Raw genomic sequence first — 16,330 nt, forward strand, 5'->3', positions numbered from 1 at the left:
ATACACAGGTCAAAAACTAAACCAACGTTGTTCTTTGGATAACTACGGCTTAATACGAGCTTTTAACCAGAGTTATCCACATCTGATCGCGCAATCTTTAATCGTTTTTGAGTAAATTTTTCCATTCCGCGAGCCAGATCTCGGCTGGATCTTCGGGAATGTCATGATCGAGGATGTTGATCTTCAGCGTTTCACCCAGCTGTTTTGCTCCGCAGGCGGTCACCGCAGCTTCTACTTTCTCTATGGCGCCACAGAAAGTGTCATATTCACGGCTGCCGATCCCCACAGCGCCAAACCGGACGTTTGACAGATCGGGCTGTTGTTCCAGCAGTTCGTCATATAAAGGTTGCAGGTTATCCGGCAGATCGCCCGCGCCGTGCGTGGAGGTGATCAGCAGCCAGACCCCGTCAGTCGGGAGATCTTCCAGCAGCGGTCCGTGCAGCGTTTGTGTAGAAAAGCCCGCATCTTCCAGCTTCTCAGCCAGATGTTCCGCTACATATTCCGCACCGCCCAGGGTGCTGCCGCTGATAAGAGTAATGTCCGCCATTGATCGCTCGCTCAGATAAAGAGGCGGCCATTGTACGCTGTGAACGAGCTGGGATCTACCTGTGGAAAATGTGGGAATGAAATTGCCCGATCACGGGCGGATAGTACGCATGATCGGGTTTTGCAGGGAGATCAGGGTTTCAGTGGACTGAATTTCATCGATTGTTTGGATCTTGTTGATAAGTACCTGCTGGAGGGCGTCAATGGATCGGCACATCACCTTTATAAAGATGCTGTAGTGCCCGGTGGTGTAGTACGCCTCGGTGACTTCATCCAGCGCGTTCAGTTTCTCCAGCGCGGAGGGGTAATCTTTGGCGCTTTTCAGAATAATGCCAATGAAGCAGCAGACGTCGTAGCCAAGTTGCTTCGGGCTGACATCAATGCGTGCGCCGGTGATGATCCCGGCCTGCTTCATTTTCTCGACGCGAACGTGAATGGTCCCCGGGCTGACGCCAAATTGTTTCGCCAGTTCGGCATACGCGGTGCGTGCGTTGGCCATTAGCGCTTCCAGAATGCCGCGGTCCAGATTGTCGATCTGATAATTTTCCATAGTTTTTTCTTATGAAGATTAATGATTCCCTCTATTCTAGCGTCTTATTTTAACGAATCAAAAGTGAAGGCGGCTTTTTGTTGATGGGTTATTGAATTAAGCGCCTGTTCTGTTGCTTAATCAGTATCAACAGGACGCAGGAGTATAAATAATGAAAACCGCTTACATCGCAAAACAACGCCAGATCAGTTTCGTAAAATCCCATTTTTCCCGCCAGCTGGAAGAGAAGCTTGGCCTTATTGAAGTTCAGGCGCCGATTCTGAGCCGCGTGGGTGACGGGACGCAGGATAACTTGTCTGGTTGCGAAAAAGCGGTACAGGTAAAAGTGAAAACACTGCCAGACGCCCAGTTCGAAGTGGTTCACTCCCTGGCGAAGTGGAAGCGTCAAACCCTGGGACAACACGACTTCAGCGCGGGCGAAGGGCTTTACACGCACATGAAAGCCCTTCGCCCCGATGAAGACCGCCTTTCCCCGATTCACTCTGTCTACGTTGACCAGTGGGACTGGGAGCGCGTAATGGGAGATGGCGAGCGTCACGTCGGTACGCTGAAATCCACTGTTGAGGCGATCTACGCCGGGATCAAAGCAACCGAAGCGGCCGTGAGCAAAGAGTTTGGTCTGGCACCGTTCCTGCCGGAAACGATCCACTTTGTTCACAGTCAGGAATTGCTGAGCCGTTTCCCGGATCTGGATGCCAAAGGCCGTGAACGCGCGATCGCCAAAGAGCTGGGCGCGGTATTCCTTATCGGCATTGGCGGGAAATTGTCTGATGGTAAACGTCACGACGTCCGTGCGCCGGATTACGATGACTGGAGCACCGTGGGCGAAAGCGAATATGCCGGTCTGAACGGCGATATTCTGGTCTGGAACCCGGTTCTGGAAGATGCGTTTGAACTCTCTTCGATGGGGATCCGCGTGGATGCTGAAGCACTGAAGCGTCAGCTGGCCGTGACCGGTGATGAAGATCGTCTGCAACTGGAGTGGCACCAGGCACTGCTGCGCGGTGAAATGCCGCAGACCATCGGCGGTGGTATTGGCCAGTCTCGTCTGACCATGCTGCTGCTGCAACTCTCTCACATTGGTCAGGTACAGTGTGGGGTCTGGCCGCAGCAGGTACGTGAGAGCGTCGGTTCTCTTCTTTAATTAACGTCGCCAGCGTCTGAGCAGGCGGCTACGCAACCCGGTATCAAAGCGCCAGATATGATCGAAGATGCGCATGATGCCGGGTTTTCCATGTGCAGACATCGCCACGGCATGGAAACGGTGCTGGTGCACGCGCTGCATCTCCTTCACTTTATTCACGACGTCGTCCGGCAGCCGCTGGGCGATAAAATCGGAAATCACCACCGCATCCGCGTCGTACCAGTCACCGCCCTGCATGCGCTCAATGATGCTGCGAAAACAGCTGGCCAGATCGGTGCCGCCGCGAAAGCGCTGGCTTAAAAAGCGGATCGCCTGCTCCAGCCCCTGTGGGCTGGTCAGTTCATACCCAACAACTTCGCTGGAAAAGAGCATGATGTAGCAGCGACGACGATCGGCAAGCGCCACGCGCATCAGAGCCAGGCAGAACGCTTTTGCACACTGTTCATTAAAGCCCCCCATCGATCCAGACGTATCGACGCAAACAATGAATGGGCCGCGCGGTTGCTCATCAAAATCCTGGTGTACCACCGGACGCTGGCTGATCTTCTCGCGCCAGGCTTCGCCATGCAGTCGATAGGTAATGAGCTGTTTTTCCACCAGCCGACGATAAAACTCATACTCCAGTTCGGTCATGCCCAGCGTGCTGAGTTCCGTAGGCAGCAGGCGCAGGATGTCATCGCTTTGCTGTAGCCCGTCCACCTGCTCCGGTACGGTGGAGGGTTCACGTACCAGCGTACGGAAGGTTTCCATCGGCGCATCTTTCTTTGGGACCGACCGGGCCTCCCGGGAACGGCCGAGCTGTTCTGCGAGCTTCATCAGCTCCGGCTGTTGTGCCAGAAAGTCGCCGTACTTCACGATCAGCTGATAATCGCCCCGCTTTAACTGGCCGGCACTCATATCCCAGAGTCGACCGGCGGCGTTTTCATTCTCCACCAGCACCTGTTCTAACTGGCCGCTCAGGGTCATTCGCTCCTGGACTTCACTGAGCAACTGTTCGCGCTCTTCGTCCAGCAACTGCTGATTAAGGGCCGTGGCCTGGACCACAAGGCTCAGACGCCAGCGCTGTAAAAACAGCGTATGCAGGGCGGGAGTAAAGCTGGGGTTGTCAGTGACCAGCGCTCTGGCCTGGCTGGCAAACGGGGAGTGAACGTTATCAAGCAGCGTCAGGGTTTGCTGTAGCTGGGCAATAAACTGCGGTGTTGAAAGCCGCTGGCACTGCTGGTAACCAGCCACTTCCTCTGTCAGTTCCGGCGGGACTTCCGTCTCCTTAAACCGCTGTCGCAGGTTATCGCGCCAGCGGGGCAGATCGTCCGTCATTGCTTTTCGGAGCTTCGGGAATTTTTCAAAGAAGGCCGCCAGCTGCGGTGAAGCGAGCAGGGTAATGACGACCTCTTCGATCAACCCTTCCTCGCTAACCGCCAGCATGACGTTAAGCGTGTCCAGCGTTAGCATTGACGCGCCTGTTTGATCTGCGCGCTGACATCCTGCAAGCTGGCTTCAATGCGACCTAACCAGTCGCTATGGATAAAGAGGCATTTCTGCTGCTCGCTGAAGCGCGTGTGCTGCTGATGCCATTCGTTATCCAGCGCGTCGAGCTGCTGTTTGATCTCCTCCGGAACAGTATCGGAGGCCGTGCCCGGCAGCGCCAGGCGCGATCCCTGAAGGCTGACGTCGCGGATCACAAGGTGCTGGCTGCTGTCGACTTCCATCGACAGCGGCTGTGCAAAGCCGATACCGTTGAGTTTACCGCGGATCTCACCGCCTTTATCCAGCCACTGAACCAGCGCAACGCGTTCGATCGTCACGTGCACAACCTGCATATCATGAAGCTTCAGCGGTTGCTGAAGAAGAAGCGTGAGCGAGGCGTCAGTCAGCCCGGCGGGCAGTTCATAGTGCGGTTTACGGGCAAACATCCCGCCAAGACGGTTCACCTTCAGCGCGGTTTTGTCACTTTGCTGCTGCTGGAGCTGAAGGCGACGTTGGGCAATCGCGCCTAGTTGATTAAGCATCGACTGTTGACCCCACGCGTGTCCGGTCATCAAAACGTCCAGCTGCTGTTGCATCAGATTCATCCCTTCTGCGTCGTGCCACAGGCAGTCTTTCAGCAGGATCAGATCGATTGGGGCGACAGCATCGCGGCCGCTAAACAGCGCGCTTGCCTGGAGCAGGCGAATGGCTTTTTTCCAGCGACGATCGGAGACGTACGGCGCGGAAGGCAGCAAATCAAGCTGCTGGCGCAGCATGAAGATCAGCTCAAAAACGGGATCGGGCAGTTTTATCTTGCCGATCTCCTCCTGCCACTGGTGGTATTCCTCGTCCGTGACCTGCAATGACGCTGCCACCGGGTTTTCGTTTTCATCCTGCTGGCTTACCAGCATAGAACGGAAGTTTGATTTATCCTGGACTTTATCCAGCCACAGGCGGATCAGCATACGGTCATACAGCGCTTCCAGGCTGCTGTCGGCTTCGGGCAATTCGTTAGACGCGGCCACCAGCAGGCGCATGGGGATCTTCTCTTCGCTGGCGCCGTTGCGGAAGCGGCGTTCGTTAATTGCCGTCAACAGGGTATTCAGTATGGCCGGGCCGGCTTTCCAGATCTCATCAAGAAAGACGATTTCCGCTTCCGGAAGATAGCCCGCCGTCAGACGTTCATAGCGTCCCTCATCTTTTAACGCCTGAATGGAGAGTGGGCCGAAAACTTCTTCCGGCGTGGAGAAGCGCGTCATCAAATACTCGAATGCGCGCGCGTTCTGGAAAGCGAATTTGAGGCGGCGTGCGATCAGACTTTTGGCAATGCCCGGCGGGCCCAGCAGAAATACGCTTTCCCCACTCAGCGCCGCCAGTAAACAGAGGCGAATGGCGTGGCTACGCTCGTAAAGGCCTTTCTCCAGCGCACTGCTGAGGCGGGAAATTCTTTCTGCTAATAAATGTGAGTGAGCCATAATAGTTTTGCATCCTTTCGCCGTCGTGGCGGCTAATTGAAGCGAGTATAGACGTTTCGGTCTGGCCTGGTAATAGGCTGAAGTGCGGCGCTATTTTCTTTGCGCTACATTAATGCGGCTGCATTTAGGGGTACGATTTTGCATTGAATCGTGCATACTGTGCGCTTTTTGTGGGCCAAGGGACTAAGCACACATTTGTTATTCAAACGAAAAGACTAGTCTATGAGCACTGATAATAAGCAATCATTACCCGCTGTAACGCTTGCGGCGATCGGGGTTGTCTACGGTGATATCGGCACCAGCCCGCTTTATACGCTTCGTGAATGTCTGTCCGGTCAGTTTGGTTTTGGTGTAGAGCGTGACGCCGTATTTGGTTTCCTCTCGCTCATCTTCTGGCTGCTGATCCTGGTGGTCTCCCTTAAGTATCTCTCTTTCGTAATGCGGGCTGATAACGCGGGCGAGGGCGGTATTCTGACCCTGATGTCCCTTGCCGGGCGCAATACGTCCGCAAGAATGACCTCCGTGCTGGTCATCATCGGCCTGATTGGCGGCAGCTTCTTCTATGGAGAAGTCGTGATTACGCCGGCGATTTCTGTAATGTCGGCCATAGAGGGGCTGGAGATTGTCGCGCCACAGCTTGATACGTGGGTGGTGCCACTCGCTATTATCGTGCTGACGTTGCTGTTTGCCATACAAAAACACGGTACCGGGCTGGTGGGTAAGCTGTTCGCGCCTATTATGCTGGCCTGGTTCCTGATCCTGGCGGCGCTGGGCTTACGCAGTATTATCGCCAACCCGGATGTCCTGCACGCGCTGAACCCAATGTGGGCGGTGCATTTCTTCCTTGAATATAAAGTGGTGTCGTTTGTGGCGCTGGGCGCGGTGGTGCTGTCCATTACCGGTGTTGAAGCGCTGTATGCGGATATGGGCCACTTCGGGAAACTCCCTATTCGCGTCGCCTGGTTTAGCGTGGTCTTGCCTTCACTGGTGCTGAATTACTTCGGTCAGGGCGCTCTGCTGCTTGCACACCCTGAAGCGATTAAAAACCCGTTCTTCCTGCTGGCGCCGGACTGGGCGCTGGTTCCGATGCTGATCCTGGCGACGCTGGCGACGGTCATTGCCTCTCAGGCTGTCATTTCCGGCGTATTCTCCCTGACGCGTCAGGCCGTGCGTTTGGGTTATCTCTCCCCAATGCGCATTATCCATACCTCGGAGATGGAGTCTGGCCAGATCTACATTCCGTTCGTCAACTGGCTGCTCTATTTCGCGGTGGTGATTGTTATCGTCAGCTTTGAGCACTCCAGTAATCTGGCGGCGGCGTACGGTATCGCGGTAACCGGAACGATGGTGTTGACCTCTATTCTCTCCACCACCGTGGCGTACCGTAACTGGCACTGGAATAAGTTCCTCGTGGGGCTGATCCTGGTTGGCTTCCTCTGCATCGACGTGCCGCTGTTCTCTGCGAACCTCGACAAGATTGTCTCCGGCGGCTGGCTGCCGCTGACGCTGGGTCTGGTGATGTTTATTGTGATGACGACGTGGAAGAGCGAACGTTTCCGCCTGCTGCGTCGTATGCACGAGCACGGTAACTCTCTTGAGGCGATGATCGCCTCGCTGGAGAAGTCCCCACCGGTGCGCGTGCCGGGCACGGCGGTGTATATGTCTCGCGCGCTGAACGTGATCCCGTTTGCGCTGATGCATAACCTCAAGCACAACAAAGTGCTGCACGAGCGCGTGATCCTGCTGACGCTGCGTACCGAAGATGCGCCGTACGTTCACAACGTGCGTCGCGTACAGATTGAACAGCTGTCGCCAACCTTCTGGCGCGTGGTGGCAAGCTACGGCTGGCGCGAAACGCCGAACGTGGAAGAGGTGTTCCACCGCTGCGGTCTGGAAGGCCTGAGTTGCCGCATGATGGAGACGTCGTTCTTTATGTCCCAGGAGTCGCTGATCATCGGCAAGCGCCCATGGTATCTGCGCCTGCGCGGCAAGCTGTATCTCATTCTGCAACGTAACGCCCTGCGTGCGCCTGACCAGTTTGAGATCCCGCCTAACCGCGTGATTGAGCTGGGGACGCAGGTCGAGATTTAACCCTTCTGAATATGCCGGGTGGCGCTGCGCTTACCCGGCCTACCAGACCCGTAGGCCCGTGCAAGCGTAGCGCCGCCGGGCAATTTTCCTCTATTGCATTTCACTTAGCGAAACGTTTCGACGTTGATCACAAATCCGTTACGTCATGATGGTTTTCTGAACACTTCTGCGGCTACACTGTTTTTAGCGAAACGTTTCGCTAGTGGAGCAAAAAATGAAGAAAGGCACAGTACTCAACTCAGAAATCTCATCGGTGATTTCCCGTCTTGGGCATACCGATACGCTGGTGGTTTGCGATGCAGGCTTACCGGTTCCGCGCAGCACAACCCGTATCGATATGGCGTTAACGCAGGGCGTACCCTCGTTCATGCAGGTACTGGAAGTGGTCACCGCGGAGATGCAGGTTGAGGCGGCCATTCTCGCGGCGGAAATCAAACAACATAATCCGCAACTCCACGAAACGTTGCTCAGCCACATTGAGCAACTGCAACAGCACCAGGGAAACACCATAGAAATTCTTTACACAACGCACGAGCAGTTCAAACAACAAACCGCAGACAGTCAGGCGGTGATTCGCAGCGGGGAGTGCTCCCCGTATGCGAATATCATTCTCTGTGCTGGCGTCACCTTCTGAGGCCATCATGGACGCATTACTGCAACTCAAAGGGATCGATAAGTCGTTCCCGGGCGTAAAAGCCCTCTCCGGCGCGGCGCTGAACGTCTATTCCGGGCGCGTCATGGCGCTGGTGGGCGAAAACGGCGCCGGCAAATCCACCATGATGAAAGTGCTGACCGGTATCTACCAACGCGATGCCGGTTCGCTGCTGTGGCTGGGTAAAGAGACCACCTTTAACGGCCCGAAATCCTCTCAGGAAGCGGGCATCGGCATCATCCACCAGGAGTTGAACCTGATCCCGCAGCTCACCATTGCGGAGAACATCTTCCTCGGCCGTGAATTCGTGAACCGGTTTGGCAAAATCGACTGGAAAACCATGTATGCCGAAGCGGACAAACTGCTGGCGAAGCTGAATCTGCGCTTTAAGAGCGACCGACTGGTGGGCGACCTTTCCATCGGCGATCAGCAGATGGTGGAAATCGCGAAGGTGCTGAGCTTCGAGTCGAAGGTCATCATTATGGATGAACCGACCGACGCCCTGACCGATACCGAAACCGAATCCCTGTTCCGCGTGATCCGTGAGCTGAAATCCCAGGGCCGCGGCATTGTCTATATCTCACACCGCATGAAAGAGATCTTCGAGATCTGCGACGACGTCACCGTCTTTCGCGACGGGCAGTTTATTGCCGAGCGCGAAGTGGCAACCCTGACCGAAGATACCCTGATTGAAATGATGGTGGGACGTAAGCTCGAAGATCAGTATCCGCATCTGGAGAAAGCGCCGGGAGAAATCCGCCTGAAGGTGGATAATCTCTGCGGGCCGGGCGTGAATGACGTCTCCTTTACCCTGCGCAAGGGCGAGATCCTTGGCGTCGCGGGCCTGATGGGCGCGGGGCGCACCGAACTGATGAAAGTGCTCTATGGCGCACTGCCGCGCACCAGCGGCTACGTTACCCTCGACGGCCATGAGGTGGTCACCCGCTCGCCGCAGGATGGCCTGGCGAACGGCATTGTCTATATTTCCGAAGACCGTAAGCGCGACGGCTTAGTGCTGGGCATGTCGGTGAAAGAGAACATGTCCCTGACGGCGCTAGGCTATTTCAGCCGCAGCGGCGGCAGCCTGAAACACAAAGATGAGCAGCAGGCGGTCAGCGATTTTATCCGTCTCTTTAACGTTAAAACCCCATCGATGGAGCAGGCGATTGGCCTGTTGTCCGGCGGGAATCAGCAGAAAGTGGCGATTGCCCGCGGGCTGATGACGCGCCCAAAAGTGTTGATCCTTGATGAACCTACCCGCGGCGTGGACGTGGGCGCGAAGAAAGAGATATATCAGCTGATTAACCAGTTCAAGGCCGACGGTCTGAGCATCATTCTGGTCTCTTCCGAGATGCCAGAGGTATTAGGCATGAGCGATCGCATTATCGTCATGCATGAAGGGCATCTCGGCGGTGAATTCACTCGCGAGCAGGCCACCCAGGAAGTTCTGATGGCTGCCGCTGTGGGCAAGCTTAATCGCGTGAATCAGGAGTAAGAAGATGACTACCCAGGCTGTTTCTGGTCGCCGCTATTTCACAAAGGCATGGCTGATGGAACAAAAATCGCTGATTGCCCTGCTGGTGCTGATCGCGATTGTCTCGACCATGAGCCCGAACTTTTTTACCGTCAATAACCTGTTCAACATTCTTCAGCAGACCTCCGTCAACGCCATTATGGCGGTGGGGATGACGCTGGTGATTTTGACCTCGGGTATCGATCTGTCCGTCGGTTCCCTGCTGGCCCTCACCGGCGCGATCGCCGCGTCGATTGTTGGTATTGAGGTCAACGCGCTGGTGGCCGTTGCCGCTGCCCTGGCGGCAGGTGCGGCAATTGGCGCCGTAACCGGCGTGATTGTGGCGAAAGGTCGCGTTCAGGCGTTCATCGCCACGCTGGTGATGATGCTGCTGCTGCGCGGTGTGACCATGGTGTACACCAACGGCAGCCCGATTAATACCGGTTTTACCGATAACGCCGATCTGTTTGGCTGGTTCGGTATCGGTCGCCCGCTGGGTGTCCCGACCCCGGTCTGGATCATGGCTATCGTCTTCCTGGCGGCATGGTACATGCTGCACCATACCCGTCTGGGTCGTTATATCTATGCGCTGGGCGGTAACGAAGCGGCAACGCGCCTGTCCGGTATCAGCGTTAATAAAGTCAAAATTATCGTTTACTCCCTGTGCGGCCTGCTGGCGTCTCTGGCGGGCATCATCGAAGTGGCGCGCCTCTCTTCCGCGCAGCCAACGGCGGGTACGGGCTATGAGCTGGATGCCATCGCGGCAGTGGTTCTGGGCGGTACGAGCCTTGCGGGTGGTAAAGGTCGCATTGTTGGGACATTGATCGGCGCACTGATCCTCGGTTTCCTGAATAATGGTTTGAATTTGTTAGGTGTTTCCTCCTATTACCAGATGATCGTTAAGGCAGTGGTGATTTTGCTGGCGGTACTGGTAGACAACAAAAAACAGTAACTGACGACACTACAGGACATCTTAGATATGAACATGAAAAAACTGGCTACCCTGGTTTCTGCTGTCGCGCTGAGCGCAACCGTAAGTGCTAACGCCATGGCGAAGGACACCATCGCGCTGGTTGTCTCTACCCTGAACAACCCGTTCTTCGTCTCCCTGAAGGATGGCGCGCAGAAAGAAGCAGATAAACTGGGCTACAACCTGGTGGTGCTGGATTCTCAGAACAACCCGGCGAAAGAGCTGGCTAACGTTCAGGACTTAACCGTTCGTGGTACCAAAATCCTGCTGATCAACCCAACCGATTCCGACGCGGTCGGTAACGCCGTGAAGATGGCAAACCAGGCGAAGATCCCGGTCATCACCCTTGACCGTCAGGCAACGAAAGGGGATGTGGTCAGCCACATTGCGTCTGATAACGTACTGGGCGGTAAAATCGCTGGCGACTACATCGCGAAGAAAGCAGGTGAAGGCGCGAAAGTGATCGAGTTGCAGGGGATCGCCGGGACTTCCGCGGCCCGTGAACGTGGTGAAGGTTTCCAGCAGGCTGTAGCGGCGCACAAATTCAACGTGCTGGCGAGCCAGCCGGCAGACTTCGACCGTACAAAGGGCCTGAACGTCATGCAGAACCTGCTGACCGCGCATCCTGATGTGCAGGCGGTATTCGCACAGAACGACGAAATGGCGCTCGGTGCGCTGCGTGCGCTCCAGACTGCGGGTAAATCAGATGTGATGGTTGTCGGATTTGACGGCACGCCGGATGGTGAAAAAGCAGTAAATGATGGCAAACTGGCTGCGACCATCGCTCAGCTGCCTGAGCAAATTGGCGCGACTGGCGTGCAAACTGCCGATAAAGTGCTGAAGGGCGAAAAAGTTCAGGCCAAATATCCTGTTGACCTGAAACTGGTCATTAAGCAGTAAAGGCGATTCAGGCAGTCGCTGGCTGCCTGAGGGACACCAAATAAAAGAAAAGTGTGGCATACGCCACCGGGTAATACCGGTGGCGCTCTCAGATGGACACCTCAATACATGAAAACCGCAGGCAACCTCGTCGTCCTTGGCAGTATCAATGCCGATCACATTCTTAACCTTGAAACGTTCCCCACTCCGGGCGAAACCGTCACTGGCAATCAGTATCAGGTGGCGTTCGGCGGTAAGGGCGCAAACCAGGCGGTTGCCGCCGGACGCAGCGGGGCGAATATCGCGTTTATCGCCTGTACGGGTGATGACGATACCGGCGAGCGCGTACGCAAACAGCTGGCAAGCGACAACATCGACATTGCACCCGTCAGCGTGGTTGCAGGGGAATCTACCGGCGTGGCGCTGATTTTCGTCAATGCGGAAGGTGAGAATGTCATCGGTATTCATGCGGGGGCTAATGCCGCGTTAACGACTGAACGCGTCGAAGCGCAGCGTGGAATCATCGCCGGAGCGGAAGCCCTGCTGATGCAGCTGGAGTCACCGGTTGAAAGCGTGCTGGCCGCCGCGAAAATTGCGCATGAAAATCATACGTCTGTCCTACTTAACCCTGCGCCTGCCCGTGTATTATCAGACGAGCTGCTGGCGCTGGTGGATATCATCACCCCGAACGAAACCGAAGCGGAAAAGCTGACGGGTATCCGTGTCGAAAATGATGACGATGCCGCGCGTGCCGCGCTTGCACTGCATGAAAAAGGCATCGGCACCGTAATCATCACCCTCGGCAGCCGTGGGGTGTGGGCTAGCGTCAATGGCGAAGGCCGTCGCGTACCGGGCTTTAAGGTCAAAGCCATTGATACCATCGCCGCAGGAGACACCTTCAACGGTGCACTGGTAACGGCGCTGCTGGAAGGAAAAGCAATGGATGACGCGATCCGCTTCGCGCATGCCGCCGCTGCGATTGCGGTGACGCGTAAAGGCGCTCAGCCTTCTGTTCCATGGCGTAAAGAGATTGATGAATTCTTAAGTCAGCAGGGGTAACGCTTGGCCACAATGAAAGATGTCGCCCGTATGGCGGGCGTTTCTACCTCGACTGTCTCCCACGTAATCAATAACGATCGCTTCGTCAGCGAGGCGATTCGGGAGAAAGTTGACGCTGCAATTAAAGAACTCAACTATGCGCCGTCTGCGCTGGCCCGCAGCCTGAAGCTCAACCAGACGCGCACCATCGGCATGCTGATCACGGCCAGTACCAACCCTTTTTATTCTGAACTGGTGCGCGGCGTGGAGCGCAGCTGCTTCGAGCGCGGCTACAGCCTGGTGCTGTGCAATACCGAAGGCGATGAGCAGCGCATGAACCGTAACCTGGAAACGCTGATGCAAAAACGCGTCGACGGGCTGCTGCTGCTCTGTACCGAAACGCATCAACCCTCGAAAGAGATCATCCAGCGTTATCCTTCTATTCCCACGGTGATGATGGACTGGGCGCCGTTCGACGGCACCAGCGATCTGATCCAGGATAACTCGCTGCTGGGCGGCGATATGGCGACTCAGCATCTGATCGATAAAGGTCATACCCGCATTGCCTGTATTACCGGCCCGCTGGATAAAACCCCGGCGCGCCTGCGTCTGGAAGGCTATCTTTCGGCCATGGAACGGGCGGGGCTTGCCATTCCTGATGGCTATCGCATCACCGGCGATTTCGAATTTAACGGTGGATTTGAAGCAATGCAGAAACTGCTGGCGCAAGAGCTGCGCCCGCAGGCGGTGTTTATCGGTAACGATGCGATGGCATTCGGAGCTTATCAGGCGCTGTATCAGGCGGGATTACGTGTTCCGGACGACATGGCGATCGTCGGTTACGATGATATCGAACTGGCGCGCTACATGACGCCGCCGCTGACCACCATCCATCAGCCGAAAGATGAACTGGGCGAGCTGGCCATCGATGTGTTGATCCACCGCATGGCCCAGCCCACGCTACAACAGCAACGTTTGCAGCTTACTCCTGTTCTGATGGAACGCGGTTCGGTTTAGCCTTCTCTTTGTGACGCTCTTTAATCAGGTTCCGGCCGTCTTTTGGTTTTAACAACATAAAGACCACCGCCGATACCACGGTAAGCGCGCCCATAGTGATAAAGGTATAGTGGAACTGCTCAACGGTATTAGTTCCCTCGAACCCTTCATAAAACCGCAGTACCGCCGCGCTCACGGCAACCCCGAGGCTGATCGACAGCTGTTGAGTGACCGCCAGTACGCTGTTGCCGCTGCTGGCATTCTCGTCGGTGAGGTCCGCAAGGGTGATGGTGTTCATCGACGTAAACTGCGTCGACATGGCCATACCCAGCACAAACAGCGGCAGGATCAGCATCCAGATTGGTAACGCCGCAGATTGCAGGGAGAACTGCGCAATCATCAATCCGATAAAGATCGTCACGCCAACCAGCGTCTTACGATAGCCAAACCAGCGCAGCACCTGCGTGACCGTCGATTTTGCCAGAATCGAGCCCATCGCCGTGGGCGCCATCATGCAGCCAGCAATCAGGGCCGGATAGCCGAAACCGACCTGGAGCATCAGCGGCATCAGGAACGGTACGCAGCCCGTGCCCAGACGCGAGGCAATATTGCCCGCGATCCCGACGGAGAACGTTCGGGTGTTAAACAGAGATAAAGAGATAAGCGGTGTCGGATGGCGACGCGCATGACGTATATATAGAAGGAACAGCAGAATACCGCTGAGGATGACGGCCATCGCCAGCCACGTCGCTACGATTTTCTCGCCAAACAGCTCCATCCCGCTGGAGAACAGGACCAGGCTCAGGCCAAACAGGAAGAAACCACCCATATCGAAGCTGCGTCTTGGCGTGGTGAAGTTCGGCATATATTTGCGGGCATAAATCAGCCCTGCCACACCAATCGGAATATTAATCAGGAAGATCCAGTGCCAGCTAGCCCAGGTCACCAGTACGCCGCCGAGAACCGGGCCAAGTATCGGGCCGACCAGGCCCGGCATAGTCACAAAGTTGAGCACCGGGAGCAGTTCGCTGCGCGGATAGGCGCGTAATAACGCCAGACGCGCGACGGGCATCATCATCGCGCCGCCTATCCCCTGTAGAACGCGGAAGATAACCAGTTCCGTCAGAGAGGTGGAGAGGGCGCAAGCCAGAGAACCGAGCGTGAACAGCGTCACCGCCAGCATGAACACTTTGCGTGTGCCAAAACGATCGGCCAGCCAGCCGCTGACCGGAATAAGCATCGCCACTGTCAGGGTGTAGCTGATGATGGCGGATTGCATCGCCAGCGGGGAGCGGTTAAGGCTTTGGGCTATGGCGGGAAGGGCGGTATTGAGGATAGTGGCATCCAGTGCCTGCATAAAGAACGCCATGGCTGCAATCCACGGCAGTCCGGCCATACTGCGTGCTTTTTTCTCTTTCATTTATTTACCTGCTGGTGGGTTGGCGCGGCCAGCAACGCCTGGCACGCACTCAGGGCTCGCTGCCCGTCGCTCTCCTGAATGGCATCGACTATCGCCTGATGCAGATCCAGCTTCACCACCTCATCCTGCGTGATAGAGGTAAAGTAAGTGTGGTACACAGAATGGAATAAAGAAGCAAAGGAGGTCAGGAAAGGATTTCCGCTCATATTATAGATATGTTCATGCCAGGCCATATCGACCGCTATCCAGCGCTCGCGGTTAAAGTGCTTTTTCAGATCCACCATCTCTTCCATCAAAGTATTGAGCTGCGCTTTTTGCTCGGCTGTGCCGAGCGTGGCGGCAAGCAGGCAGGCCTGAGGCTCAAGACTGCTGCGCATGACCAGAAAGTGATCGACGACCTGATTAAAGTTATCTTCGGTCATCCACCAGGTGAGTAACTCCTGATCGAGAAAGTTCCAGTTTCCCTGAGGCATAACGCGGGTGCCAATGCGCGGGCGTGGAAGCACCATCCCTTTCGCCGTTAATGTTTTTACCGCTTCGCGAACGGCGGTACGGCTAACGCCAAACTGATCTCCCAGCTCCATCTCGCTGGGCAGGATGCTACCTGGAGCATATTTACCCGCTAAGATCAGCTGCGCCAGTTTCTCTGCCAGCACATAGGACAGGTTTTTTTGAGCTGCCAGCTGTTGTGCGCTTAATGGCATCGCTTTTATTCCTTAAATATTGATGCGGTTAATTATGCCATCTCAGGTGTGATTGTGGTTGCAGATACATCAAATAGAACAATTTGTAGCTTGAACTCATCGCTTTTGGTGAAAAAAAACACGGTCAGAAACTTTTTTTAAATTTCCTCTTGTCACTTCAGAAGAACTCCCTATAATGCGCCTCCACTGACACGGAACAACGGCACGCAAGCCGCCGGGTCAGCAGAGAAAAGCAAAACAAACGCTTGACTCTGAAGCGGGAAAGCGTAATATGCACACCCCGCGCCGCAGCGAAAACGAAGCGGCACTGCTCTTTAACAATTTATCAGACAATCTGTGTGGGCACTCAAAGTGACATGGATTCTTAATGTCCTCGGACACTAAATGAATACCAAGTCTCAACGAGTGAACACGTAATTCATTACGAAGTTTAATTCATTGAGCATCAAACTTTTAAATTGAAGAGTTTGATCATGGCTCAGATTGAACGCTGGCGGCAGGCCTAACACATGCAAGTCGAACGGTAACAGGAAGCAGCTTGCTGCTTCGCTGACGAGTGGCGGACGGGTGAGTAATGTCTGGGAAACTGCCTGATGGAGGGGGATAACTACTGGAAACGGTAGCTAATACCGCATAACGTCGCAAGACCAAAGAGGGGGACCTTCGGGCCTCTTGCCATCGGATGTGCCCAGATGGGATTAGCTAGTAGGTGGGGTAACGGCTCACCTAGGCGACGATCCCTAGCTGGTCTGAGAGGATGACCAGCCACACTGGAACTGAGACACGGTCCAGACTCCTACGGGAGGCAGCAGTGGGGAATATTGCACAATGGGCGCAAGCCTGATGCAGCCATGCCGCGTGTATGAAGAAGGCCTTCGGGTTGTA

Annotated in this window: 14 protein-coding genes and 1 rRNA gene (1 of these 15 running past the window's edge); 9 read left to right on the forward strand and 6 right to left on the reverse strand. The window is 55.4% G+C overall.

Annotation, left to right across the window (positions count from 1 at the left end; translation table 11 throughout):
• Positions 1-97: 97 nt before the first annotated feature.
• Both mioC and asnC read right to left on the reverse strand, forming a co-directional pair.
• Positions 98-547 (reverse strand): FMN-binding protein MioC, encoded by a 450-nt coding sequence (gene mioC, locus SK50_RS01615; RefSeq protein ID WP_003862381.1) that lies wholly within the window; start codon positions 545-547, stop codon positions 98-100.
• Positions 548-637: 90 nt separating this feature from the next.
• Positions 638-1,096 carry a transcriptional regulator AsnC gene (gene asnC / locus SK50_RS01620; RefSeq protein WP_003862383.1) on the reverse strand — a complete coding sequence of 153 codons (459 nt, stop codon included), beginning with the start codon at positions 1,094-1,096 and terminating at the stop codon, positions 638-640.
• Positions 1,097-1,247: 151 nt separating this feature from the next.
• Between asnC and asnA the strand changes: the two genes are divergently transcribed.
• Positions 1,248-2,240, forward strand: a complete 993-nt coding sequence (asnA, locus tag SK50_RS01625) for an aspartate--ammonia ligase (RefSeq protein ID WP_003862385.1) — start codon at positions 1,248-1,250, stop codon at positions 2,238-2,240.
• On the opposite strand, the gene viaA is transcribed toward asnA, so the two are convergent.
• Positions 2,241-3,692, reverse strand: coding sequence for an ATPase RavA stimulator ViaA (gene viaA, locus SK50_RS01630; RefSeq protein WP_015570153.1), 1,452 nt, complete (start codon positions 3,690-3,692; stop codon positions 2,241-2,243).
• Positions 3,686-5,182, reverse strand: coding sequence for an ATPase RavA (gene ravA / locus SK50_RS01635; protein ID WP_003862389.1), 1,497 nt, complete (start codon positions 5,180-5,182; stop codon positions 3,686-3,688). The genes viaA and ravA overlap by 7 nt, the downstream gene beginning before the upstream one ends.
• Positions 5,183-5,404: 222 nt before the next feature.
• Here ravA and kup point away from each other — a divergent pair, with 222 nt between their 5' ends.
• The 7 genes from kup (at position 5,405) to rbsR (ending at position 13,342) form a co-directional block, all read left to right on the forward strand.
• The gene (gene kup, locus SK50_RS01640) at positions 5,405-7,273 is read left to right on the forward strand and encodes a low affinity potassium transporter Kup (protein WP_048229032.1); all 1,869 of its coding nucleotides are present in this window, start codon (positions 5,405-5,407) and stop codon (positions 7,271-7,273) included.
• Positions 7,274-7,487: 214 nt separating this feature from the next.
• Positions 7,488-7,907 carry a D-ribose pyranase gene (gene rbsD / locus SK50_RS01645; protein WP_048229039.1) on the forward strand — a complete coding sequence of 140 codons (420 nt, stop codon included), beginning with the start codon at positions 7,488-7,490 and terminating at the stop codon, positions 7,905-7,907.
• Between the two features lie 7 nt (positions 7,908-7,914).
• Complete coding sequence (gene rbsA, locus SK50_RS01650) at positions 7,915-9,420, forward strand: ribose ABC transporter ATP-binding protein RbsA (protein WP_015570154.1); 1,506 nt, start codon at positions 7,915-7,917, stop codon at positions 9,418-9,420.
• A gap of 4 nt (positions 9,421-9,424) precedes the next feature.
• The gene (gene rbsC, locus SK50_RS01655) at positions 9,425-10,390 is read left to right on the forward strand and encodes a ribose ABC transporter permease (RefSeq protein WP_003862395.1); all 966 of its coding nucleotides are present in this window, start codon (positions 9,425-9,427) and stop codon (positions 10,388-10,390) included.
• 27 nt (positions 10,391-10,417) lie between these two features.
• Positions 10,418-11,308: a ribose ABC transporter substrate-binding protein RbsB gene (gene rbsB / locus SK50_RS01660; protein WP_003862397.1), complete on the forward strand. Its 891-nt coding sequence runs from the start codon at positions 10,418-10,420 to the stop codon at positions 11,306-11,308.
• Between the two features lie 108 nt (positions 11,309-11,416).
• Positions 11,417-12,346, forward strand: coding sequence for a ribokinase (gene rbsK, locus SK50_RS01665; RefSeq protein WP_045343944.1), 930 nt, complete (start codon positions 11,417-11,419; stop codon positions 12,344-12,346).
• Between the two features lie 3 nt (positions 12,347-12,349).
• Positions 12,350-13,342 (forward strand): ribose operon transcriptional repressor RbsR, encoded by a 993-nt coding sequence (gene rbsR, locus SK50_RS01670; protein ID WP_017694038.1) that lies wholly within the window; start codon positions 12,350-12,352, stop codon positions 13,340-13,342.
• Here rbsR and mdtD read toward each other — a convergent pair.
• Together mdtD and SK50_RS01680 are read right to left on the reverse strand one after the other, a co-directional pair.
• Positions 13,308-14,741, reverse strand: coding sequence for a multidrug transporter subunit MdtD (gene mdtD, locus SK50_RS01675; RefSeq protein WP_045343946.1), 1,434 nt, complete (start codon positions 14,739-14,741; stop codon positions 13,308-13,310). The genes rbsR and mdtD overlap by 35 nt on opposite strands.
• Entirely contained in the window at positions 14,738-15,445 is a 708-nt protein-coding gene (locus SK50_RS01680) for a FadR/GntR family transcriptional regulator (protein ID WP_003862405.1), read from the reverse strand. The genes mdtD and SK50_RS01680 overlap by 4 nt, the downstream gene beginning before the upstream one ends.
• A 455-nt stretch (positions 15,446-15,900) precedes the next feature.
• Here SK50_RS01680 and SK50_RS24075 point away from each other — a divergent pair.
• Positions 15,901-16,330 (forward strand): 16S ribosomal RNA (locus SK50_RS24075) (it continues 1,756 nt past the right edge of the window).

Source organism: Enterobacter sp. BWH64 (assembly GCF_001037645.1).
Classification (GTDB): domain Bacteria; phylum Pseudomonadota; class Gammaproteobacteria; order Enterobacterales; family Enterobacteriaceae; genus Enterobacter; species Enterobacter hormaechei_C.

Bases quoted from the DNA above. Each gene is read 5' to 3' on its own strand.
- SK50_RS01680 (WP_003862405.1), bottom strand. From the start codon at position 15,445: ATGCCATTAAGCGCACAACAGCTGGCAGCTCAAAAAAACCTGTCCTAT.
- asnA (WP_003862385.1), top strand. From the start codon at position 1,248: ATGAAAACCGCTTACATCGCAAAACAACGCCAGATCAGTTTCGTAAAA.
- mdtD (WP_045343946.1), bottom strand. From the start codon at position 14,741: ATGAAAGAGAAAAAAGCACGCAGTATGGCCGGACTGCCGTGGATTGCA.
- rbsK (WP_045343944.1), top strand. From the start codon at position 11,417: ATGAAAACCGCAGGCAACCTCGTCGTCCTTGGCAGTATCAATGCCGAT.
- rbsC (WP_003862395.1), top strand. From the start codon at position 9,425: ATGACTACCCAGGCTGTTTCTGGTCGCCGCTATTTCACAAAGGCATGG.
- rbsA (WP_015570154.1), top strand. From the start codon at position 7,915: ATGGACGCATTACTGCAACTCAAAGGGATCGATAAGTCGTTCCCGGGC.
- ravA (WP_003862389.1), bottom strand. From the start codon at position 5,182: ATGGCTCACTCACATTTATTAGCAGAAAGAATTTCCCGCCTCAGCAGT.
- rbsD (WP_048229039.1), top strand. From the start codon at position 7,488: ATGAAGAAAGGCACAGTACTCAACTCAGAAATCTCATCGGTGATTTCC.
- viaA (WP_015570153.1), bottom strand. From the start codon at position 3,692: ATGCTAACGCTGGACACGCTTAACGTCATGCTGGCGGTTAGCGAGGAA.
- mioC (WP_003862381.1), bottom strand. From the start codon at position 547: ATGGCGGACATTACTCTTATCAGCGGCAGCACCCTGGGCGGTGCGGAA.
- kup (WP_048229032.1), top strand. From the start codon at position 5,405: ATGAGCACTGATAATAAGCAATCATTACCCGCTGTAACGCTTGCGGCG.
- rbsB (WP_003862397.1), top strand. From the start codon at position 10,418: ATGAACATGAAAAAACTGGCTACCCTGGTTTCTGCTGTCGCGCTGAGC.
- asnC (WP_003862383.1), bottom strand. From the start codon at position 1,096: ATGGAAAATTATCAGATCGACAATCTGGACCGCGGCATTCTGGAAGCG.